The sequence below is a fragment of the Streptomyces sp. NPDC024687 genome (assembly GCF_055559055.1).
The window spans coordinates 240128-262769 of record NZ_JBVHLJ010000004.1 but is presented as its reverse complement, the minus strand read 5'-3'; the positions used below and the strand labels follow the sequence as shown (position 1 = coordinate 262769).

The 22642-nt window shown below is 72.2% G+C and carries 17 protein-coding genes and 1 pseudogene; 10 read left to right on the top strand and 8 right to left on the bottom strand.

Annotated elements, in window-relative coordinates; genetic code table 11:
- Positions 1 to 16: 16 nt before the first annotated feature.
- Positions 17 to 1275 (bottom strand): annotated as a pseudogene (locus tag ACZ39I_RS17870) (NAD(P)/FAD-dependent oxidoreductase).
- A 303-nt stretch (positions 1276 to 1578) separates the two neighbouring features.
- On the opposite strand from ACZ39I_RS17870, the gene ACZ39I_RS17865 reads away from it, so the two are divergent.
- A complete protein-coding gene (locus ACZ39I_RS17865) occupies positions 1579 to 1875 on the top strand; it encodes a hypothetical protein (RefSeq protein ID WP_467245312.1) in 297 nt (98 codons plus the stop codon).
- Between the two features lie 136 nt (positions 1876 to 2011).
- Complete coding sequence (locus ACZ39I_RS17860) at positions 2012 to 3019, top strand: hypothetical protein (RefSeq protein WP_467245311.1); 1008 nt, start codon at positions 2012 to 2014, stop codon at positions 3017 to 3019.
- A 52-nt stretch (positions 3020 to 3071) separates the two neighbouring features.
- Here the strand turns inward: ACZ39I_RS17860 and ACZ39I_RS17855 are convergent, their stop codons facing one another.
- Positions 3072 to 3254 carry a hypothetical protein gene (locus ACZ39I_RS17855; protein WP_467245310.1) on the bottom strand — a complete coding sequence of 61 codons (183 nt, stop codon included), beginning with the start codon at positions 3252 to 3254 and terminating at the stop codon, positions 3072 to 3074.
- A gap of 129 nt (positions 3255 to 3383) precedes the next feature.
- A complete protein-coding gene (locus ACZ39I_RS17850; protein ID WP_467245309.1) occupies positions 3384 to 4442 on the bottom strand; it encodes an acyl-CoA desaturase in 1059 nt (352 codons plus the stop codon).
- A 298-nt stretch (positions 4443 to 4740) separates the two neighbouring features.
- On the opposite strand from ACZ39I_RS17850, the gene ACZ39I_RS17845 reads away from it, so the two are divergent.
- Positions 4741 to 7548 carry a DEAD/DEAH box helicase gene (locus ACZ39I_RS17845; RefSeq protein ID WP_467245308.1) on the top strand — a complete coding sequence of 936 codons (2808 nt, stop codon included), beginning with the start codon at positions 4741 to 4743 and terminating at the stop codon, positions 7546 to 7548.
- Positions 7545 to 8813, top strand: a complete 1269-nt coding sequence (locus tag ACZ39I_RS17840; RefSeq protein WP_467245307.1) for an SWIM zinc finger family protein — start codon at positions 7545 to 7547, stop codon at positions 8811 to 8813. The genes ACZ39I_RS17845 and ACZ39I_RS17840 overlap by 4 nt, the downstream gene beginning before the upstream one ends.
- On the opposite strand, the gene ACZ39I_RS17835 is transcribed toward ACZ39I_RS17840, so the two are convergent.
- Complete coding sequence (locus ACZ39I_RS17835) at positions 8793 to 9968, bottom strand: cytochrome P450 family protein (RefSeq protein WP_467245306.1); 1176 nt, start codon at positions 9966 to 9968, stop codon at positions 8793 to 8795. The genes ACZ39I_RS17840 and ACZ39I_RS17835 overlap by 21 nt on opposite strands.
- Positions 9969 to 10020: 52 nt before the next feature.
- Positions 10021 to 10866 carry a patatin-like phospholipase family protein gene (locus tag ACZ39I_RS17830; protein ID WP_467245305.1) on the bottom strand — a complete coding sequence of 282 codons (846 nt, stop codon included), beginning with the start codon at positions 10864 to 10866 and terminating at the stop codon, positions 10021 to 10023.
- 100 nt (positions 10867 to 10966) lie between these two features.
- Between ACZ39I_RS17830 and ACZ39I_RS17825 the strand changes: the two genes are divergently transcribed.
- A complete protein-coding gene (locus ACZ39I_RS17825; RefSeq protein ID WP_467245304.1) occupies positions 10967 to 11647 on the top strand; it encodes a TetR/AcrR family transcriptional regulator in 681 nt (226 codons plus the stop codon).
- Positions 11648 to 11988: 341 nt separating this feature from the next.
- Here ACZ39I_RS17825 and ACZ39I_RS17820 read toward each other — a convergent pair whose 3' ends face one another.
- Both ACZ39I_RS17820 and xylA read right to left on the bottom strand, forming a co-directional pair.
- The gene (locus ACZ39I_RS17820) at positions 11989 to 12441 is read right to left on the bottom strand and encodes a hypothetical protein (RefSeq protein ID WP_467245303.1); all 453 of its coding nucleotides are present in this window, start codon (positions 12439 to 12441) and stop codon (positions 11989 to 11991) included.
- 286 nt (positions 12442 to 12727) lie between these two features.
- Positions 12728 to 13894: a xylose isomerase gene (gene xylA, locus ACZ39I_RS17815; RefSeq protein WP_467245302.1), complete on the bottom strand. Its 1167-nt coding sequence runs from the start codon at positions 13892 to 13894 to the stop codon at positions 12728 to 12730.
- Positions 13895 to 14039: 145 nt separating this feature from the next.
- Between xylA and xylB the strand changes: the two genes are divergently transcribed.
- From xylB to exaC, 5 genes are all read left to right on the top strand, one after another.
- On the top strand, positions 14040 to 15485 hold the full coding sequence (gene xylB / locus ACZ39I_RS17810; RefSeq protein WP_467245301.1) for a xylulokinase: 1446 nt from the start codon (positions 14040 to 14042) through the stop codon (positions 15483 to 15485).
- Between the two features lie 7 nt (positions 15486 to 15492).
- Positions 15493 to 16701 carry an ROK family protein gene (locus ACZ39I_RS17805; protein ID WP_467245300.1) on the top strand — a complete coding sequence of 403 codons (1209 nt, stop codon included), beginning with the start codon at positions 15493 to 15495 and terminating at the stop codon, positions 16699 to 16701.
- A 309-nt stretch (positions 16702 to 17010) separates the two neighbouring features.
- Complete coding sequence (locus tag ACZ39I_RS17800) at positions 17011 to 17610, top strand: N-acetylmuramoyl-L-alanine amidase (protein WP_467245299.1); 600 nt, start codon at positions 17011 to 17013, stop codon at positions 17608 to 17610.
- 62 nt (positions 17611 to 17672) lie between these two features.
- Positions 17673 to 18989, top strand: a complete 1317-nt coding sequence (locus ACZ39I_RS17795) for a GAF domain-containing protein (RefSeq protein ID WP_467245298.1) — start codon at positions 17673 to 17675, stop codon at positions 18987 to 18989.
- Between the two features lie 56 nt (positions 18990 to 19045).
- A complete protein-coding gene (gene exaC / locus ACZ39I_RS17790; protein ID WP_467245297.1) occupies positions 19046 to 20569 on the top strand; it encodes an acetaldehyde dehydrogenase ExaC in 1524 nt (507 codons plus the stop codon).
- A 247-nt stretch (positions 20570 to 20816) separates the two neighbouring features.
- Here the strand turns inward: exaC and ACZ39I_RS17785 are convergent, their stop codons facing one another.
- Positions 20817 to 22634 carry a glycoside hydrolase family 15 protein gene (locus ACZ39I_RS17785; RefSeq protein WP_467245296.1) on the bottom strand — a complete coding sequence of 606 codons (1818 nt, stop codon included), beginning with the start codon at positions 22632 to 22634 and terminating at the stop codon, positions 20817 to 20819.
- Between the last annotated feature and the right edge of the window lie 8 nt (positions 22635 to 22642).

Below are 22642 nucleotides of genomic sequence, written 5' to 3'. Positions count from 1 at the left end.
CCGCGGGTGCCGAGCACTACGCCCGGGACGACCCGGTCTCCTCCCGTGTCTCGGGCGGCTCGGTCGGCGTCGGCGCGGGTGGGCCGAAGAGAACGGCCCTGGCCACGGGCGGGGCGAACAGGGCGGTGACGGGTTCGGAGAGGGTCACGACGGCGCGGAAGGTCCGCCCCACGACCGGGTCGCCGGGGGCGCGCTCCTGGACGCGGCTCAGGTACCACCCCGCGAGCCGGTCCGCGGGGCCCCCGTCGGTCGCGGTGCCGACCGCGCCCGGCATCTTGCGGTCCGCCCCGGCGGAGATGTCCCACGCGAGCCGGGACGCCGCGAGGAGCGTCTGCTGCACGCGCCGCGTGGTGGGCGTCCGGCGCCGGTCGGCCAGCACGTCACGCAGGGCGACCGCGCTCATGGCGGCCACGGCCATGCCCTGCCCGTAGATCGGGTTGAAGGTGCACAGGGCGTCGCCGGTGGCGAGGAAGCCCGCCGGATGGCCGGGAACGTCGTAGCGTCGGCGGATGTTCGAGGTCCGGCGGTAGCCGAACGCCGGGGAGAGCGGCTCGGCGTCCTCCAGCCACCGGTGCAGGAGCGGATGCGGCAACCTCTTGGCGTACGTCACGAACTCGTCGTCGCCGGTGGGTGGTTCGTTGCCGCGCAGCCCCGAGACGATCACCAGGTGGCTGCCGTCCTCCAGGGGCAGTGCGCCGCCGGCGTGCACCTGCTCGGGATCGGGATACACGTAGTAGCCGCGGGTTTCGCCGTCGAGTGCGCCGTTCATGCCGCGGTAGACGCGGGAGGCGTAGGCGAGTCCGGTGTCGATGGTCGCCTCGCGCGGGCGCTCGGCGCCGATCGCCGCGAGCCACTGCGGGGCCTTCGTGCCGCTGCCGGAGGCGTCGACGACCAGGTCGGCCTCCAGGGGGCGGGGCTCCACGCGGGTGTCGCCGGAGCGGTCCCGCACGCTGATCACCGGGTTGGCGAGAACCCGCCGCCGCACCAGTTCCTCGAGCTGTGCGCGGGAGCCGGTGTAGATGTGCGTCGTCGCGGGCACCGCCTGAACCAGCGGCTGCTCTGCCACAGCACCATGTCGGCCGGCATGCCCACTCGAGGCGCTCCCGCCTCCCGCAGCTCCGCCACGAACCCCGGCAGCAGCGATTCCAGGGCCGTCTGTCCGCCCTGGAGCAGAACATGCGGGTGACGGCCCTGCGGCACGCCGGGCCGCGGCCTCGCGCCCTCCGGGAACCGGTCGCGCTCGAGGATCGTCACCCGGTCTGCGTGCCCGGCCAGGACGTGCGCCGCGAAAAGCCCTGCGAGGCTCCCGCCGACGACGACGGCGTGCCGTCCGCCCCTGCCGCCGCCTTCTCCCCGACCGCCCGTCTCTCCGGCAGAATTCACCGATCACTCCCCCTGGTCGCCGTTCGCGAGAAGACACAAGTATCTCGACCCGCCCACCTGATTGACCGTTTTCCGGCCCTTCTGAGCGACACGGGAACTCCGGCCCTCTTCTGCGGCCAAAGCTCCGACTCTACGTTGGAGAGCAGAAGATGAAGGTTCGACGGGATCACGTCACGCAGGGGGAAGGTGGTCGGTATGTGGGCCAGGATCCGCAGGTACAGCGCCGGGTTCGTCAATTCGTTGCGCATCGAGGGGCCCACCGGTCGGCAGGCCGGCACGCACAATCTCTTCGAGGCCGCCGCCGCGTACGTCTCGGCCTGCGCGGAGGACGATCAGGACCGTATCGACGAGGCTTCGGCCTGGGTCTCGCCGGAAGCCCTGTCGTTCGGGGTCAACGAACTCGCGTGCCGGGCCGTTATCGCCCTCGCGCGGGAGCGCGACGAGTCGCCGGGTACGGTGGCCCGTGCGCTCCTCGGACTGCCGGCGGCCTGAGCGGCCGGCAAGTGAGGGTCGATTCGCCCCCGTCCAGCCGGATAACTGCAGCTCCGGGTGTTCTTGTGAGTCGTGACAAGCGCCTTCCGCGCACACTAAGGTGCGCGCCGTTGGACGAACCGATGGGGAGGCTGGGATGGCCGGGACGGACGAGGACGCCGTCGCCGCCGCGGACGACGCGCTCTATGTGCTGACGGCGGTGCTGTTGACGCCGGCGAAGTTCCCGAGCGTGCTGGGCGACGACTATCCGGAGGCCTGCGCGGCGCTCGGCCTGGCGCCGCTGGCCGACGGGTACGGCCTGGTCATCGGCCAGGACGGCAGCGGCGCCCGGTGGACGGTCGTCGTCGACGACGTCTCGCTGGTCGCCGTCGCCATCGCGTCCTGGGACTGCGGCATGGAGTACGACCTGTCGCCCGACGAGCGCTCGGTCGTGGCCGCCCTGCCCGGCTGGCCGCTCGCGGTCGCCGTCGCCGCGCCCGGTGTGCCGGCGCCGCACGACCCCGATCCCGAGGCCGGCGACGGCCCGCCTCTGACGCCGCCGGACACGTCGACGTGGGGATCCGCGCAGCGGCGTCTGGGTGCCGACGAGATCGCGCTCAGGTGGGCGATGTGGCGGGGCCAGATCGACGACGCGAGCTTCGCGAGGCCGAACGGCGGGTCCGCGGGGGGCGACCAGACCGCGGCCGGTCGGAGCGTGGACGGCGAGATCGCGGATCGCGTGACCACGGGCGGCGACGACTTGTCCCGCGACGTCTCACAGGACCAGGCGACGAACGGTGCGGCCGCGGGAGACAGTGCTGTGGGAGCCAGTGCTGCGGGAGCCAGTGCTGCGGGACACGCGGCCTCGGGTGTGGCCGAGAGGGAAGGCCCCAAGGGCCACAGCGGCGTCCGGCGTGTCCTCGCGGAGGCTCGCGCCTACGTGGATTCGCCGCCGCCCCTCGGGCGGGTGCGGTCGTCCTTCGCGTCCGGCCACGCGCGGATGCTGCGCGCCGACGGTCCCGGCTGGTCACTGGTGGCCAGGACCGACGACATCGCGTTCGTGCTGCTCGACGACGAGCCCGGAGAGGTCCTGCCGGTGGGCCGGGGCCCGGAGCTGCCAGGACTGCTGGAAGCGCTCGACAAGATGGCCGTACGTCCCAGCTGACCCGCCGCGCCGCACCGTCCGGGTCTGTCGGATCCCGGCCGGTGCGGGTGCGTCAGCGGCCGAGTTCCTTGCGGGTCACGCGCCGCAGCCTGCGCCGCTGTGAGGGGTCCAGGGTGAGGTACGCGGCGGCCGGGACTCCCACGATGATCAGGAATGCGGCCCACCACGGCAGCCAGACCAGCAGGAGCAGCCCGACCGCCACCCCCCCAGCGGCGATCTTCGCCTTCTTCGACATGTGCGTCGCCTCCTTCGCGGCGGTTGCCGCTCTCTGTCCAGAAGAACGGGTTCGTGCTTCCTGCAGTTCCGCACCGCGACCCTGAGACATCCCTGAGAACTCGCCCTGAACGCCCCGGATGCGCGCCTCCTAGCGGTCCGCCCGCAGCGGCTCGCCCACCTTGTGCATGTGGCCCAGGGCCTGTCGGTAGGAGTCGACGAGCCCGGTCTCCGTGTAAGGGATACCCAGATCCCTGCAGTGGGCGCGCACCAGCGGCTGCGCGAGGCGCAGATGCGGCCGGGGCATGCTGGGGAAGAGGTGGTGCTCGATCTGGTAGTTGAGTCCGCCGAGGAACCAGTCGGTGAAGGTGCCGCCGCGGATGTTGCGGGAGGTGAGCACCTGGCGGCGCAGGTGACCCCAGGACTCGCCGTCCGGGTCCGGCATCTCCATGCCCTTGTGGTTGGGGGCGAAGGCCATCCCGAGGTGCAGACCGAACAGCGCCTGGTGGATCGCCGCGAAAGCGAGCGCCTTTCCGGGGGACATGACGGTCAGGAGCAGCGTGGCGTAGGCGGCGACGTGGCTCACCAGGAGAGCGCCCTCGACGGCACGCTCCCCCGGCGCCTGTCGGCGCAGGTCCCGGAAGCCCTGGATTTTCAGGGCGATGCCTTCGAGGAGGGTGAGCGGGAAGAACAGCCAGGCCTGGTGGCGGGTGAGCCGGCGCCTGAAGCCGGTGCGCAGCGTCGCCTGTTCACCGGTGAAGACGAGGATGTCGGCGGCGACGTCGGGATCCTTGTCGATGTGGTTGGGGTTGGCGTGGTGGCGGTTGTGTTTGTGGTTCCACCACGAGTAGCTCATCCCGAGCAGCAGGTTGCCGTGGATCAGACCGATGAGGCGGCCGGTCGCCTTGTCGCCGGTGATCTGCGCGTGGCCCGCGTCGTGCCCTATGAAGGCGGTGCGGGCGCAGAACAATGCGAGAAGCGGCGCCAGCAGCAGGGTTCGCCAGGAGTCGCCGGACAGGGCTACGGCCGTGACGAGGCCGGCGAGGGCGAGCGCGTTGACGGCGATGGCCCGGACGTACCAGTCGTGGCGGCGGTCCAGGAGGCCCTGGCTCTTCACTACACGCAGGAGGGGTGCGAACTCGCTTTGGCCGGGCGGGGAGCCGGACGTACCGCGCGGGTGGGGTGCGACGGTTGTGGCGCTCTGGGGCATGTCCGGACTCCGGCTCTCTCAGGAAACGCGCTGACCTGAGGAAACGTACGAGTCGGCGGCCTGTGGAGACCATGCGGCGAGCCCCCGTGTACGGCCGGGGGCCAGCACCGGGCACACAGGGGGGTTGACAACACCGCCGCGCGAATGTGAGGCAGAGCACTGCTCTGAAGGCCCGCGAGGTGATGTACCCTCGACCACTTCGACGACGTAGTCAAGTTTGAGGAGTCCCGCGATCTCTGCCCAGAGGTTTCCCGCGGCATCACCGTCCGAGATCTCCGAACTGGCGTCGTGCTGCGCCGTGTTCGTGCCCGGCGACCCGGCCCGCACCGGCAGTGTGGCCTTCTGGCGGCCCGACGGCGCCCCTCCTCCCGCTGTCGCGGCGGGGACGGCCGAGGACCTGGCGTTCGTGAGGCCCGGCGACGGCGGTGTGGAGCTGGTGACCCTGCCCGCGGTGCTGCTCCCGGTGCGCGCCGCCCTGCCGGTCCTTACGCGTGCGCGTACCTCCGCGGACGGGCACCGGGCCACCGTCTTCTGGGGTGCCGCGGGCGTGCTGGCCCTGCAGTGCGTGGCACAGGGGCTGCTGTTGCCCGGCCTGTCCCCCACCGATCATGACGCCTGGCGCGTGGGTCCCCTGGGCGCCGCGGACGTCGAGCGGGTCCGCCGGCTCGCCGCGGCGATGCCGCCCGAGGCGCACGCCGTACCGCTGAGCACCGCAGAACCGCTGCGGCTGCCTGATCCCGAACAGTTGCTGCGCGCCTTCCTGGACGCGGTCGCCGACGCTCTGCCCCGCTCCCCCGCGGCGCCTTTCGTGACGGGCGGACCCGCCTATGCCGCCCAGGAACCGCAGTACGTGCCCGAGCAGCGCGCGTGGGCGAGGGATGTCGCCGCGGGACACGACGCGGGCGTACGCGTCTCGTTGCGGATCGAGGTGCGCGGGCTGACCGGTGATGGCGGCCTGACCGGTGATCGAGGCATGTCCGGTGCTGAGGCGCCCGCCTTCCGGGCCGTGCTCCAGGTTCACAGCGTGAGCGCTCCGACGATCGTGGCGGACGCAGCCGATGTGTGGGGCGGGGCCACCGCCTTCGGCCCGCACGCGCGCATGGACGGCCTGCTCGCGCTCCGCAGAGCCGCACGCGCATGGCCCCCGCTCGCCCCGCTGCTCTCGGCGGCCGTCCCGGACGCGGTCGAACTCGCCGACGAGGAGATCACCGACCTGCTGGGAGTCGGCGCGCGAGCTCTCGCCGACCTGGGCGTCGAGGTGCACTGGCCGAAGGACATGGCCAGAAAACTCACCACGCGCGCGATGGTCGGTCCGCCGGACGACCACGACCGGGCACCGTCGGACACCGAGTCGTTCCTGTCCGCCGACGCCCTGCTCGCGTTCGACTGGTCGTTCACGCTGGGTGATCGGCAGCTCACGCGCGAGGAACTGGACCGGCTCGCCGAGACCAACCGCCCGGTGGTGCGGCTGCGTGACCAGTGGGTGCTGGTCGACCCTCAGGAGGTGCGCCGGGCCCGCGCCCGGCAGGACCACAAGGTGACGCCGGTCGACGCCCTGAGGGCCGCTCTGACGGGCTCCGGCGAGGTCGACGGCCAGCTGGTCGACGTACAGCCCAGCGGGTGGCTGGCGGCCCTGCGGGACCGGCTTGCGGACCCGGAGGCCCAGGAGCCGGTCCCGCAACCCGCCGCACTCGCGGCGACCCTCAGGGACTACCAGCGCCGGGGGCTGAGCTGGCTGGCCCGTATGACGTCGTCGGGCCTCGGCTGCTGTCTGGCCGACGACATGGGACTCGGCAAGACGATCACCCTGATCGCGCTGCATCTGCACCGGCAGACCGACGCGGCGACCGCCGGCCCCACCCTCGTGGTGTGTCCGACGTCGCTGATGGGCAACTGGCAGCGCGAGATCGAGAGGTTCGCACCGGGTACGCCCGTGCGCCGCTTCCACGGTCCACGGCGTGAGCTCGACGGCCTGGCGGCCGGGGAGTTCGTGCTCACCACGTACGGCACGATGCGCCTGGACGCGTCCCGGCTCGCCGAAGCCTCGTGGGGGATGCTCGTGGCGGACGAGGCGCAGCACGTGAAGAACCCGTACGCGGCGACCGCCCGGGCGCTGCGCTCGATCGGGGCACGCGCACGCGTGGCGCTCACCGGAACCCCGGTCGAGAACAACCTGTCGGAGCTGTGGGCGATCCTCGACTGGACGACTCCGGGTCTGCTGGGCCGGCTCGGCACGTTCCGGGCCCGGTACGCGCAGGCCGTCGAGAGCGGTCGGGACCCGGCCGCCGCGGAGCGTCTGGCCCGGCTGGTGCGCCCCTTCCTGCTGCGGCGCCGCAAGTCGGATCCGGGAATCGCCCCGGAGCTGCCGCCGAAGACCGAGACCGACCGCGCCGTGTCGCTCACCCCGGAACAGACCGGCCTGTACGAGGCCGTGGTGCGCGAGACCCTGGCGGAGATCTCCGGGGCGGACAGCATGGCGCGGCGCGGGTTGATCGTGAAGCTGCTGACCGGGCTGAAGCAGATCTGCAACCACCCGGCGCAGTTCCTCAAGGAGGAGGAGCCGAGGATCGCCGGCCGTTCCGGCAAGCTGGAACTGCTGGACGAGCTCCTCGACACCATCGTCGCCGAAGGAGCGAGCGTCCTGGTGTTCACGCAGTACGTGCGCATGGCCCGTCTCATCGAGCGGCATCTTGCGGCGCGTGGCGTGCCGTCGCAGTTCCTGCACGGCGGGACGCCGGTCGCTCGGCGTGAGGCGTTGGTGCGCCGGTTCCAGGAGGGTGAAGTGCTCGTGTTCCTGCTGTCGTTGAAGGCGGCGGGCACCGGCCTGAACCTCACCCGGGCCGAGCACGTCGTGCACTACGACCGCTGGTGGAACCCTGCCGTCGAGGCGCAGGCCACCGACCGCGCGTACCGCATCGGCCAGACGCGTCCCGTGCAGGTGCACCGTCTGATCGCCGAGGGGACGGTCGAGGACCGCATCGCCGACATGCTGCGCCGAAAACGGGAGGTGGCGGACGCCGTGCTCGGCTCCGGCGAGGCGGCACTGACCGAGCTGACGGACGCTGAGCTGGCCGATCTGGTGGAACTGCGAGGGGGCGTTCGATGACCGGACACGAGGGTGACGCGGAGCGCACGTTCGCGGCGCTGCCGCCCGCGCGCGGGCGGGGCTTCGCGCAGACGTGGTGGGGCATGGCCTGGCTGCGGGCCCTGGAGGACGCCGCGCTGGACTCGGGCCAGGTGAAGACGGGCCGCCGCCTCGCACGTGCGGGTGCGGTGGGCGCGGTGTCGGTGCGTCCCGGGCGCATCACGGCCGTCGTGCAGGACCGTGACCGCACCACGCACCGCGCCGACGTCCTGCTGGCCGAACTGTCGGCCGAGCAGTGGGAGCGCCTCCTCGACATGGCCGTCGAACGTGCCGGGCACGTGGCGGCGCTGCTGGACCGCGAGATGCCACCGCACCTGGTGGAGGACGCGGCGTCCGCGGGCATCGAGCTCCTGCCGGGGCTGGGCGATCTGGAACCGGAGTGCGACTGCGACGCCTGGGACCACTGCGGGCACACGGCTTCCCTCTGTTATCAGGTGGCCCGGCTGCTGGACCAGGACCCCTTCGTGCTGCTGCTGATGCGCGGTCGCGGCGAACATGCGCTCCTGGAAGACCTGCGGGCCCGCAGCGCCGTGCCCGCGGAGGAAGCTCCGGAAACGGAGGGGGTGGATGCCGCCGAGGCGTATGCGACCGGTGACATCCTTCCGCCCCTTCCCGCGCCCCCGGAGCTGCCCGAGGAGCCCGGCCTGCCGCCCTCCCTGGACACCGAGGCCCCGCCGGAACCCGGAGTCGACCCGGTCGCCGTCCGCCATCTGGCCGCCCGGACCGCCGTAGAGGCGCATCGGCTGCTCGCGGAGGCTCTTCGGCCACCGTCCGATCGCCCCCTTACGGTCTCTGAATTGACGGTTGTTCAGGACGCGGTACGTCTTGCCGTCGCCGCGCCCGACCAGGCGCTGACGGAACGGCTCGCCGCCGGATCGGGCCGCGATCCGCAGTCGCTGGCGGACGCCACGCGCGCGTGGGAACTCGGTGGTGCGGACGCGCTGTCCGTCCTGGAGGAGGAACGGGAGCCTTCGGGCGGCGCGCTCGCACGCGCGCGTGCCGCTCTGGACTCGGCCTGGGACGAGGACGAACGACCGTCCCTCAGGGCAGAGGGCAACCGCTGGACGGCCGTCGACACTCCAGCCCAGGTGCGCCTGGGGCGGGACGGGCGGTGGTGGCCGTACCGCCGGGAGCAGCGACGCTGGGTACTCGCGGGCCCGGCGGCCCTTGATCCGGCGACGGCTCTGGCCTCGGCGGAGCTCTCCTCAGCCGAACCGCAGCGGTAGTTCTGCCAGGCCCCGCAGGAGTGTGCTGCTGCGCCAGGTCAACGTACCCGGATCGGTCGCGAAGGCGAGAGCGGGCCGGTGGCGCAGCAGCAGGCGCAGTGCGACGGCCGCCTCCGCGCGGGCCAGCGGGGCGCCCAGGCAATGGTGCGGACCGTGGCCGAACGCCAGGTGCCCACGCGTGGGACGCCGTAGGTCGAAGCGGTCGGGGTCGGGAAAACGCAGCGGATCGCGGGAGGCCGCGGCGAGCGAGACCTGCACGGAGTCGCCCACCTGAATCCGGGTGCCTTCGATGTCGAGCGGCTCGGCCGCGAAGCGGAACGCGGTGGCGTGGACCGGTGAGTTGTAGCGCAGGGACTCCTCGACGGCCGGGCCGGTGAGGTCCGGTTCGGCGCGCAGCAGGGCGAGTTGGTCCGGGTGGGCCAGCAGCGCGTGGACGGTGCCGGAGATCAGGTCGACGGTCGTCTCGTGGCCGGCTACGAGGATCAGGAACGCCATGCCGAGGAGCTCTTCGGAGGTGAGGTCCGAGGCTGCCACGAGATCACCGAGCAGACCTCTCGCCCGCCGTTCGCGACCTCGGGCGAGCAGACCGGCGAGGTACTCCGTCAGTGAGGCTGCGGCAGCGGTCGCCGTCTCGGCCGAGGCGGGCATGACGAGTTCGTCGGCCCAGGTGTGGAACGGCGCGCGGTCGGCCGCGGGCACCTCCAGAAGATCACAGATCACCGTGACGGGCAGCGGCAACGCGTACCTGGCGACCAGGTCCGCCGTTCCCCGTTCCGGCAGCGCGTCCAGGAGGTCGAGAGCTGTGGCTTCGATGCCAGGTCGAAGCGCGGTGATCCTGCCCGGCGTGAAGTGAGCGGCCACCAGTCGACGCAGCCGGGTGTGCTGGGGAGGGTCGCTCTGGAGCATGTTGCGGCCGACGGCGTGTCCGCCGTCGCTGCGCCAGGACGAGGAATGGCGGATGTCGTTGCGCAGGCGCGGGTCGGTCAGCGCGGCTCGCGCCGCGTCATGGGCGACGACGAGCCAGCTCTCACCACTTCCGGGCACGAGGACGCGGTGCACGGGGCCCTTGGTCCGCAGCGCGGCGTAGACGGGGTACGGGTTCGAGGCGAAGTCATGGCCGTCCGGGGTCAGCTCCTCCAGAGTAGGCGCGGACACGGTGATTCCTTTCGGTAGGAGACGTCAGGCTTACGGCCTCCCTGCCCGGCCTTCACCGCTGGGCGTGCCAGAGCGGGTGCACCGAGGCCGCGAGGGCCGTCCCCTGGGCGTGGCCGGCCCGGGCGGCCGCGGGGCGGCGCGCGTCGGACGTCATGTCGCGGCCCATGGCCCGGCGTGCGGCGCGATCCGGCGTCACGAGGGTCACGTGGGCGCCTTCGGCGGCGAGGACGGCCGCCTGCTGTTCGGCACCGGGATGAGGACCCACGGCCGTGGGCATCGGGGCGATGGCCAGGACGTGGTGATGGCCGTGTGCGAGATGAATGTTGGCCGTGGAGCGGCTGCCCCCGTCCATCCAGCAGCGCCCGGTCAAGGTGATCGGGGGCCAGACCACGGGCACCGCGCAGCTCGCGGCGACGGCTTCGAGGAGCGTGACGTCCGAGTCGGCGTCGAAGGCCGTCAGTTGCCCGGAGAGGGCGTCGACTGCCGTGATTCGCAGTGCGCGGTCGGGCCAGTCGCCCACGCTCCGCAGCAGTGGGCGCAGAGCGTCGTACACATCGGACTCTGGCCCCGTGCGGGCCTTCAGCGCCGCTCGCCCGAGGCGAAGCACGGAACGTTCCGGATCGCGGGAGCCCAGCGCGGCCCACAGGAAGCGAAGCATCTGAGCAGACGTCACTGCGAGGTCAACCCGGTCGGCTCCCGAGAGTTGACGTTCGTACAGCTCGCGGGCGGGCTCGCCCGCGCGGAGACGCGAACCGAAGATCGCCCCGGCCGAGGTCCCGATGACCACGTCCGCGCGGGCCGGGTCGACACCGGCGTCGCACAGGCCGGCGAGAACCCCCGTCATCCAGGCTCCGCCGACGAGGCCGCCCCCGCCGAGGACGAGCGCTGTGCTGCCCATGTCCCACCCCTCCCAGCCAACTGGGGAGTACTCCCCGTTTCCCCGGACGACGATAGCATCACTAACGGGGAACACTCCCCGGTAGTGCGAAGGGGCGATCATGGCGGACGACGCGACGGCGCCGGTACGGCGCCGCGATGCGCGACGCAACCGGGAGTTGCTGATCGAGGCCGCTCACGAGGTGTTCACGGAGCAGGGGTTGGAGGCGCCCCTGGACGTCATCGCGCGGCGGGCGGGGGTGGGAAACGCCACGCTCTACCGGCATTTCCCGAGCCGGGCTGCCCTGGTCGACGCGGTCTTCAGGGCCCCCCTGGCGGGCACCATGGCCGCCGGTGAGCAGGCCCGGGCCACGACGGACCCCTGGAAGGGACTCGTCGGCTACATGGAGGCAGTGTTCGCCGTCCTGGCGACCGATCGCGGTACGAACGACCTGATGACCACGCATCTCGAGGGCGTCGAGTCGTTGCAGGCCGTGCACGCCCACAACCGGGCGACCATGGAGCTGCTCCTGCGCCGTGGGCGCGAGGAGGGAAGCGTCCGGGCGGACGTCACGACGGAGGACGTTCTTTTCGCGCTGGCCGCGCTCGGCCGGGCCGTCCCCTCCCTCGCTGCGGCCGTCGGCCCCGAAGCCTGGCGTCGCCCTCTCAGCCTGCTCCTCGACGGCCTGCGCGCCTCGCCGGCCGTCGCACCCCTGCCGTCCCCCGCGCTCACGGCGGGCGAACTGGGCGATGTGCTCCAAGGGTTGGGACCGCACCGACCACCCCGCAGCTCGTCCGGCTGAGCATGCGGCACGCACGCGTGCGCGGCGACGTCGGCCGTCGCACGTCCCGCGTCTCGCCCACCTCGCCGAACCTGGGGGTTGACCTCAGCGGATGAGTCCCGAGCCCGCGCGACGCTCGGGCCCGCCGCGGTCTTCCAGCCGCGCACCGGCGACGAGGTTCCGGTTCTCGCCGAAGACGAGGTTGCGTTTCTAGCCGAAGAAGGCGGTCGCCGTCGCGTACGGGCACCGCTCCGTCACCGGAGCCGCTCGACGATCCGCCGGCCTCGGGCGTGCCCGTCCTCGCCAAGAAGCTGGTCGTCGACCTGGGCAGGATCGAGGGCGTCGCACGGATGGAGACCGATTCACCCGATCAAGGACGGCAGCAGCGACTCCAGATCGCTCGGGAACTCGCTGGGGAGGTCGCTCGGGAACTGCGACGGGAGTTCGCTGGGCAACTCGCTGGGCAGCTGCGTCGGCAGGCTGAACGACGGCTTCGGAGATCGGCTCGTGCTGGTGGCCGGGCCCGGGTTCTTGTCCGGCGAGTCGTCGCTGCCCGATGCCATGAGGAGCACGGCGGCCACCGCGACCGCGGCCACGATCACGACGAGCAGGGCGAACAGCGGGCTGCGGCGCCTGCTCGGGCCGTTCGGTCCGGGACCGCCGACCGAACCCATCGGCTGGGTCGACGGCGTACCGCCGTACGGGGTCGGGCCGTTGCGCCCGAAGTCGTCAGGAGGTGGTCCGAAGCCACCGCCCGGAGGCGGGGTGTCACCGGGCGGTCCGGGCGGCTGGGGCGGTACCGGCGGCATGGCCATACCGTCCAGAGTCGCCTCGAACCGGCCATGACGCGACCCCCGCGCGGACGTTGCTACGGCCTCATACCGTGGATCGCACGATTCCGGCACACTCCGCGCGAAGGTCGCGGCACGCGCGAGGTCGCGGCACGCGCGAGGTCGCGGCACGCGCGAAGGTCGCGGCACGCGCGAGAAACCCGGCAGACGCGAGGGCCGCGGCTGCCGCGACGATCGCGGCAAGTCCGCACGCGCGCGTGCCCTCGGCGGAGGCCACTCACGGCCGACGGCACACGCGCGTGGGCGCTGCTCAGCCGCGCGCACCCAGGAGGTGGTCCATGGCGAGCTGGTCCAGCTGCTCGAAGGCCATGCCGCGTGCGGCGGCCTCCTCCACGTCGAAGTCCTCGAAGGCACTGCGGTCCGCGAGCAGCGACTTCAGGCCGTCCGCCGCCGTCTGCTGTGCCAGCTCGTCCAGACGCGAGGCCCGCAGCGCCTCCTGGACCTGCGGGTCGGCACGGAAGGCGGCGGCACGCTCCTTGAGGATGAGGTAGTTGCGCATGCAGCCCGCGGCCGACGCCCACACACCGTCGAGGTCCTCGGTCCGCGGCGGCTTGAAGTCGAAGTGCTTCGGGCCGGCGTACCCGGCGCTCTCCAGGAGGTCGACGAGCCAGAAGGCGGCACGCAGGTCGCCGGCGCCGAAGCGGAGGTCCTGGTCGTACTTGATGCCGGACTGGCCGTTGAGGTCGATGTGGAAGAGCTTGCCCGCCCACAGGGCCTGCGCGATGCCGTGCGGGAAGTTCAGCCCGGCCATCTGCTCGTGACCGACCTCGGGGTTCACGCCGTACAGCTCGGGGCGCTCCAGGCGCTCGATGAACGCGAGCGCGTGGCCGACGGTGGGCAGGAGGATGTCGCCTCGCGGCTCGTTCGGCTTGGGCTCGATCGCGAACTTCAGGTCGTAGCCCTGATCGGTGACGTACTCGCCGAGGAGGTCGAAGGCCTCCTTCATGCGGTCCAGGGCGACCCGCACGTCCTTGGCCCCGCCGGACTCGGCGCCCTCGCGGCCGCCCCAGGCGACGTAGGTCTCGGCGCCGAGCTCGACCGCCAGGTCGATGTTGCGGATCGTCTTGCGCAGCGCGTAACGGCGCACGTCGCGGTCGTTGGCGGTGAACGCGCCGTCCTTGAAGACGGGGTGCGTGAAGAGGTTGGTGGTCGCCATCGGCACCTTCATGCCGCTCGCGTCCAGGGCCTCGCGGAAGCGCTTGATGTGACCCTCGCGCGCACTGTCGGACGATCCGAAGGGGATCAGGTCGTCGTCGTGGAAGGTCACGCCGTGGGCGCCGAGCTCGGCCAGGCGCTGCACCGTCTCGACCGGGTCGAGGGCACGGCGAGTGGCGTCGCCGAACGGGTCCCTTCCCTGCCAGCCGACGGTCCACAGGCCGAAGGTGAACCTGTCCTCGGGGGTGGGCTGGTAGTTCATGACGCGGCTCCTTGCTGCTCCGGACTATTTCGTCATGGCGGTTTACAAATTAGTATGCACACACGTCTCCGGGAAGAGACAAGGCGTCTGCGGTGGAGACACCTGCCGCATCGAGATCATGAGCCGCGCAAAAAGGGAGAGCCCGATGTCAGCAGCCGAGGGTCCGCTCGTCGTCGGCGTGGACACGTCCACCCAGTCCACCAAGGCCCTGGTGGTCGACGCTGCCACCGGCCAGGTCGTCGCGCGCGGTCAGGCACCGCACACCGTGTCCGCCGGGGCCGGCCGGGAGAGCGACCCGCGCCAGTGGTGGGACGCGCTGTCCGAGGCCCTGCGCCAGTGCGGGGACGCCGCGCGCGAGGCTGCGGCGGTGTCGATCGGCGGCCAGCAGCACGGCCTGGTCACCCTGGACGCGCAGGGCGAGCCGGTACGCCCGGCCATGCTCTGGAACGACGTCCGCTCGGCGCCGCAGGCCCGGCGTCTCATCGAGGAGCTGGGCGGCCCGAAGGCCTGGGCGGAGCGGACCGGAAGCGTGCCGGGTGCCTCCTTCACGGTCACGAAGTGGGCCTGGCTCGCCGAGCACGAGCCGGAGGCCCTGCGCGCCACGAAGTCGGTCCGGCTGCCCCACGACTACCTCACCGAGCGGCTCACCGGGGAGGGCACCACCGACCGCGGCGACGCCTCCGGCACCGGCTGGTGGGCGTCCGCGACGGAGTCGTACGACAGCGAGATCCTCGCGCACGTGGGCCTCGACCCCGCCCTGCTCCCGCGTGTGGTCCGGCCCGGCGAGGTGGCCGGCACCGTGCGCGACGGCCATGACCTGCCGTTCTCCAAGGGCACGCTGGTCGCCCCCGGCACCGGCGACAACGCGGCCGCGGCGCTGGGCCTCGGGCTGCGCCCCGGCACGCCGGTGATGAGCCTGGGCACCTCGGGCACGGTCTACGCCGTGTCGAAGCGGCGTCCGACCGACCCGACCGGCACCGTGGCGGGCTTTGCCGACGCCCACGGCGACTGGCTGCCCCTGGCCTGCACCCTGAACTGCACCCTCGCCGTCGACCGCATCGCGGCGCTGCTGGGCCTGGACCGCGAGGCCGTGGAGCCGGTCTCGGGGGTGACCCTGCTGCCCTACCTGGACGGCGAGCGCACCCCGAACCTGCCGAACGCCTCCGGACTGCTGCACGGCCTGCGCCACGACACCACCGGCGGCCAGCTCCTCCAGGCCGCCTACGACGGTGCTGTGCAGGCACTGCTCGGGGCCCTGGACCTGGTGCTCGACGAGGACGCGGACCGTTCGACGCCGCTGCTGCTGATCGGCGGCGGCGCCCAGGGCACCGCCTGGCAGCAGACCGTACGCCGGCTCTCCGGACGGCCCGTCCAGGTGCCCGAGGCCAAGGAACTGGTCGCGCTCGGCGCCGCCGCGCAGGCCGCGGGGCTGCTGACCGGCGAGGACCCGGGTGCGGTCGCCCGGCGCTGGAACACAGCCGCCGGGCCGGTGCTGGAGGCCGTGGAGCGGGACGACGAGACGCTGGCCAGGATCGCCGGGGTACTCTCCGACGCGGCGCCGCTGCTGGAGCGGGGGAGCTCTGAGGAGTGAGGGAGGCATGACCGCACCGCTGCGTGACGGCCACCCGGCGAGGCCCGGGCGCGGTCTGCCCGACACCCAGCAGGGCATGCGCCGTCGCAACCTGGCCCGTGTGATGCACACCGTGCGTGCCGAGGGGCCGCTGTCGCGCGCCGCGGTCGCCTCACGCATCGGCCTGACCCGGGCCGCGGTGTCGACCCTCGTCGACGAACTCATCCGCTCGGGACTGCTGGAGGAGCTCGGCCCCGAGCGTCCCGGCAGGGTCGGCAGGCCGGGTTCGGCACTCGCCGTCAGCGGCCGCGGGCCCGCCGGCATAGGTGCCGAGGTCGGCGTGGACCACCTCGCGGTCTGCGCGGTGGATCTGCGCGGTCAGGTGCGCTCGCGGCTGGTGCGGTACGGCGCGAACCGGGGACGCTCCCCCGAGCCGGTGCTCGCCGAACTCACCTCCCTGGTGCGCCGGGTGGTGGCGGAGGCGGAGAGCGAGGGCCTGTGGCCCGCCGGTCTCGCGGTGGCGGTGCCCGGTCTGGTCGCACGGGACGCCCGCACCGTCGTGCGCGCCCCGAACCTCGACTGGCACGACACGGACCTGGGCACCCTGCTGCCCGAGGACCTCCCGCTGACCGTGGGGAACGAGGCCAACTTCGGCGCGCTGGCCGAACTCTGGCTCGGCGACGGCACCCCCCATGACTTCCTGCACGTCTCGGCGGAGATCGGCATCGGCGCGGCACTGGTCGTGGACGGGCAACTGCTGCGCGGCACCCGCGGTTTCGCGGGCGAGCTGGGCCATGTCCCGGTTCGCCCGGACGGACCCGAGTGCCCGTGCGGCGGGCGCGGCTGTCTGGAGCAGTACGCCGGCGAGGAAGCGGTGCTGCGGGCGGCCCGCCTGGAGCTGGGCGAGGACCGGGTCGGACTGCTCGCCCAGCACGCGGCGGACGGCGACGAGGCCGTAAGGGGCGCCCTGCGCGAGGCCGGGGAGGCGCTCGGCATCGCGCTGACCGGAGCGGTCAATCTGCTGGACCCCGAAGCCGTGGTGCTCGGCGGTGCGCTGGCCGGGCTCGCACCCTGGCTGCTCCCTTCCCTGCGGGACGAGCTGGCCCGGCGGACAGCCGGCCCGGCCTGCCCGGTGTCCGTGTCCGGCCTGGGTTCGCAGGGACCGCTGCTGGGGGCCGCGCACTCGGTCGTGCGGGCCGTACTGGACGACCCGGCGGCCGTGGGCGAACGGGCCTGAGCGCCTGTCACTCACCCCTTCGGGTGAGCGAGTTATCCACATTCCCGACCTCGTCCACCGGAACAGCGAGCGCCCTCCTGCCCAACCGGCAGCCGCCGTACCGTGATTCACGCAAGGCACACAGCTGCCGTGGACGATCGGTCTTGGCCCGGTCCTGTTCGTCTGCGACACCAGCCACACCCGCGTGGCGAAGATCCGCAAGGAAGGGCTGCCGGCGCGCGAGACTCACCGCGGAGCGCACAACCTGCTCCAGGAGACCGCGGTGCCGCCGCGCGGCCGAACACCGCTGAGACGAAAGGCAGTTGATCCATGGAACGCGCCAGACCGCTGCTCGACCGACGGCGGCTGCTGAAGGGGGCCGTCCTGGCCGCCGTACCGTACGCACTGCTTCCCGAGACGCGGGCCGGGGCTGCCCCGCAGCCCGTCGACCACCCGCTCGCCGAGTGGCAGCCGGCCACGCCGTCCAACTTCACGGTGTCGGACCGCCCCTGGTCCTACCAGGTGGACCGGGTGGTCGTCCACGTCACCCAGACCGATTACACCGGCACCCTGGACATCTTCCGCAACCCGGAGAAGAAGGTGTCCGCCCACTACGTCGTGCGATCGGCCGACGGTCATGTCGCGCAGATGGTGCGGGAGGCGGATGTCGCCTGGCACGCCGGCAACTGGGACTACAACACCCGCAGCATCGGCATCGAGCACGAGGGATGGGTGGACAAGCCCGCCTACTTCACCGAGGCCCTCTACCAGGAGTCCGCGAAGCTGACGGCGGGGATCTGCGAGAGATACGGCATCCCCAGGGATCGCGCGCACATCATCGGGCACTACGAGGTGCCGGGCGCGGACCACACCGACCCGGGGCCGTACTGGGACTGGGACCGCTACCTGAGCATGGTCGAAGCCGTGTGAGTCGCGCATCGTCCGGATGACGGCGGTCGGAGAGGTTGTCTGCGCGCGTACCGGGAGTGACGATGTCCCCCATCGCACCGCCTTCCCGGGAGGCCGAGTTGACCGATCCATGGGTGGCCCTGGAGCCGGGGGCCGACCCTGCCGAGCGGGTCCGGCTGCTGCGGCGGGCGCACGAGACGTTCACCGAGGCGGGCACGGTGCAGCGGCCGGTGCGCCCGGTGGTGGCCGACTCGTGGCGGCGTTCCGCGCGGGCCGGCGTCGGGCCCGACGGGACGGCGAACGTCGAACTCGGCGAAGGTGACCTCGGTTCGTATCGGGCCGAGCATCCGCTGGCGCGGGTCATGCCACTGTTCCGTGAGCTCATGGGGACCTTCGCCTCCGACGGGGAGCACCTGCTCGCCGTGTGCGACGAGCACGGCAGGCTGCTCTGGGTGGAGGGCCATGCGGGGACCCGTCGGCAGGCGGAGTGGATGAACTTCGTGCCGGGTGCGCGGTGGGCGGAGACCGCTGTCGGGACGAACGCCCCGGGGACGGCGGTCGCGGTGGACCGGCCGGTGCAGGTGTTCGCGGCGGAGCACTTCATCCGCCGGGTGCAGCCGTGGACCTGCGCGGCGGCGCCGGTGCACGATCCGCGGACCGGGCGGGTGCTGGGGGCCGTGGACATCACCGGCGGCGACGAGCTCGCGCATCCGCACAGCCTGGGCTTCGTCCAGGCGGTCGCGCGGGCCGCCGAGTCCCAGCTGGCGCTGCTCCTCCCGCAGCAGCCGGCCACCGGCAGGGCCGAGCTGAGCGCACTGGGCCGGGACGAGGCGCTGCTGGTCGGCGGGGGTCGCAGGGTCAGGCTCAGCCGCAGGCACAGCGAGATCCTGGTGCTGCTGTCCCGGCATCCGGAGGGTCTGACCGGGGACGAGCTGCTGTGCGCGCTGTACGAGGACGAGTCGGTGCCGCCGGTGACGCTGCGGGCCGAACTGGCCCGGCTGCGCAAGGTTCTCGGACCGGGGCTGCTGGCATCACGGCCGTACCGGCTGACCGTGCCGGTCGAGTCCGACGCGGCGATCGTCGAGCGGCGGCTGGAGAGCGGGGCGGTCGCGGCGGCGGCGAAGGGGTACGCCGGTCCGCTGCTGCCGGCGTCGCAGGCCCCGGCGGTGGCGCGGCTCAGGCGCCGGGTCGCGGACGCGCTGCGCACGGCGCTGGTCGCCCGCCGGGATCCCGACCTGCTGGCGGACTGGGCGCACGCGCCGTGGGGCGAGGACGACGTCGAGGTGTGGCGGGCGCTCGCGGCCGTACGTCCCACGGCGAGCGTCCGGGCCCGGCTGGCCGCGCTGGAGTCGGAGCTGGCCGCGCCGACGGCAACGTGGTTGCAACGTCCGCGCTCCTAGCCTCACGCGCAGAGCTGCCCAACGGCGGGCGGCGCTGCTGAAGGAGGCTGGCCACCATGACCCGTTACGCGGCACCCGGCACCGAGGGCGCGATCGTCTCCTACCAGGCGCGCTACGACCACTTCATCGGTGGCGAGTACGTGCCGCCGGTGCGCGGGCAGTACTTCGAGAACCCGTCTCCGGTGAACGGGCAGCCGTTCACCGAGGTCGCGCGGGGCACAGCGGAGGACGTGGAGCGGGCGCTGGACGCCGCGCATGCCGCCGCCCCGGGCTGGGGCCGGACCTCGGTGACCGAGCGGTCCGGCATCCTGCTGAAGATCGCCGACCGCATGGAGGCGAACCTCGAAAAACTGGCGGTCGCGGAGAGCTGGGAGAACGGCAAGCCGGTGCGCGAGACGCTGGCGGCCGACATCCCCCTCGCCATCGACCACTTCCGGTACTTCGCGGGGGCGATCCGCGCGCAGGAGGGTTCGCTCGGCGAACTCGACGACGACACGGTGGCGTACCACTTCCATGAGCCGCTCGGTGTCGTCGCGCAGATCATCCCGTGGAACTTCCCGATCCTGATGGCGGTGTGGAAGCTGGCCCCGGCCCTCGCGGCGGGCAACGCGGTGGTCATCAAGCCCGCCGAGCAGACCCCGGCCTCCCTCCACTACTGGATGAGCCTGGTCGCGGACCTGCTGCCGCCGGGCGTGGTGAACATCGTCAACGGCTTCGGGGTGGAAGCGGGCAAGCCGCTCGCGTCCAGCGCGCGGGTGGCCAAGGTCGCGTTCACCGGGGAGACCACGACGGGGCGGCTGATCATGCAGTACGCCTCGGAGAACATCAAGCCGGTCACCCTCGAGCTCGGCGGCAAGTCACCGAACATCTTCTTCGACGACGTCTGGGCACGCGACGACGACTTCCGGGACAAGGCGCTCGAAGGGTTCACGATGTTCGCCCTCAACCAGGGCGAGGTCTGCACCTGTCCGTCCCGGGCACTGATCCAGCGCGGCAACTACGCCGAGTTCCTCCAGGCGGCCGTCGCCCGCACCGAACTCATCAAGCCGGGCCATCCCCTCGACACCGACACGATGATCGGCGCCCAGGCGTCCAACGACCAGTTGGAGAAGATCCTCTCCTACCTGGACGTCGGCCGGCAGGAGGGCGCGAAGATCCTCACCGGCGGCGAACGCATCGAGTACGACGGTGAGTTGAAGGGCGGCTACTACGTCCAGCCGACGATCTTCGAGGGCGACAACCGTATGCGGATCTTCCAGGAGGAGATCTTCGGCCCCGTCGTCTCGGTGACGTCCTTCGACGATTTCGACGACGCCCTGAAGACCGCCAACGACACGCTGTACGGCCTCGGGGCGGGCGTGTGGACCCGGGACATGAACACGGCGTACCGGGCAGGGCGGGCGATCCAGGCGGGCCGCGTCTGGACGAACTGCTACCACGCGTACCCGGCGCATGCGGCCTTCGGCGGGTACAAGCAGTCGGGGATCGGGCGGGAGACGCACAAGATGATGCTGGAGCACTACCAGCAGACGAAGAACCTTCTGGTGTCGTACTCGCCGAAGAAGCTCGGCTTCTTCTGAGCGAAACCCGAGCCCGCCGGGACCGCTCCGGGAACCAGCCCGAGGTGTCCCTGTCCGGTCAGACCCTGGCGCAACTCGCCGCCGACCCCCACGCGTGGTCCGTCGGCGCCCTGGTGGGGGTCCTGTTGTTCAAGGGCATCGCGTACACGCTCTGCCTGGGCAGCCTGCGGACTCGGCGTCGTACCGGGCATGGCGGCGGGCATGACGGCTCGCAGACCGTCCCCGTGATCGTGCTCGCCGCTGTCGTTCAGCGCGGAGCCCGGTCGAGCGCCTCGTCCAGCGTCGTCGCGGCCATGATGAGGGAGAGGTGGGTGAAGGCCTGGGGGAAGTTGCCGAGTTGCTCGCCGCTCGGGCCGATCTCCTCTGCGAACAGGCCGACGTGGTTGGCGTATGTCTGCATCTTCTCGAAGGTGTAGCGGGCCTGCGGGAGCCGGCCTGCGCGGGCCAGGGCGTCGACGTACAGGAACGTGCAGAGGCTGAAGGTCCCTTCGGAGCCGCGCAGTCCGTCGGGGGATGCCTGGGGGTCGTAGCGGTAGACGAGGCTGTCGGAGACGAGGACCCGCTCCATGGCGTCGAGGGTGTTGAGCCAGCCGGGGCTGCGGGGGGACACGAAGCCCACCCGGGGGGCCAGCAGCAGGGAGGCGTCCAGGACGTCGCCGCCGTAGTGCTGGACCATGGCCTGTTCCTTCTCGTTCCAGCCGCGTTCCATGACCTGTTCGAGGATCTCGTCGCGGGCCCGTGTCCAGCGCGCGGTGTCGGCCGGCCTGCTGAACTCCGCTGCCATCTTCAGACCGCGGTCGAAGGCCGCCCAGCACATCACCCGGCTGTAGGTGAAGTCCTTGCGTCCGCCCCGGGTCTCCCAGATGCCCTCGTCGGGGCGGTCCCAGGAGTCGGCGAGCCAGTCGAGGGTGCGGGTCAGGCCCTTCCACCCGTGGTAGCCCGCCTGTTCGCCGACGTGGCGGCCCTCGGCCAGGGCGTAGAGGGCCTCGCCGTAGATGTCGAGCTGGAGTTGGTCGGAGGCGGCGTTGCCGGCCCGGACCGGGTAGGAGCCGCGGTAGCCCTCGAAGTGCTCCAGGATCTCCTCGGTCAGATGCGGGTCGCCGTCGACCCGGTACATGATCTGGAGGGGTTCGTCGTCCGGTCCCTCGCGGGCCCGCAGACGGTCGCCGAGCCAGTGGGTGAAGCGGGTCGCCTCCTCCACGAAGCCCAGGTCGAGCAGCGCCCGCACCGAGAGGGAGCCGTCCCGGACCCACGTGTAGCGGTAGTCCCAGTTGCGCTCCCCGCCGACCTGCTCGGGCAGTCCCATGGTGGCGGCGGCGACCGGCGCGCCGCTGGGGGCGTAGGTGAGGAGCTTGAGGGTGATCGCCGAGCGGTGCACCATCTCCATCCAGCGGCCGTGGTAGTTGGAGGTGCGTACCCACTTCTGCCAGAAGTCGACGTTCTTCCAGAGCTCTTCGGTGATCTGTTCCGTGGTGGGCGGCGGTGGCGCCTCCCCGTCCGGCGCGCACACCGTGAACACCACGGCTGCCGAGTCTCCGTCGCTGAGCGTGATGCCGCCCCGGACGTCCTGGCCGTCCCGTTCGAGCGGGATGCCGCCCTGGAGGTAGGCGGTCGTGCCCGGGGCCCGGAACGTGGCCGTGCCGTCCGTCAGGTCGAGGTCGTGGGTGGCCCGCGCGTAGTCGAACCGCGGCCGGCAATCGAGAGCGAAGTGCACGGTGCCGCGCACCGCGCGGACGATGCGTACCAGTTGATGCCGGTCCGTCGGTGTCGGGCCCGGCAGGACCGGCATGTGGTCGACGATCTCGCCGACTCCGTCGGGTGACAGGAACCGGGTCACCACGACGGCGGTGTCCGGATAGTAGAGCTGTTTCCAGGCGCCCTCGGGATGATCGGGCGCGAGACGGAAATAGCCGCCGCCGTCGTGGTGGAGCAGGGCGGCGAAGACACTCGGCGAGTCGAAGCGCGGTGCCGCGAACCAGTCGATCACGCCCTGGGACGAGACCAGGGCCGCGGTCTGCAGGTCCCCGACGAGTCCGTGATCGGCGATGGGCGGGTAGCGTTCCATGAGTTCTC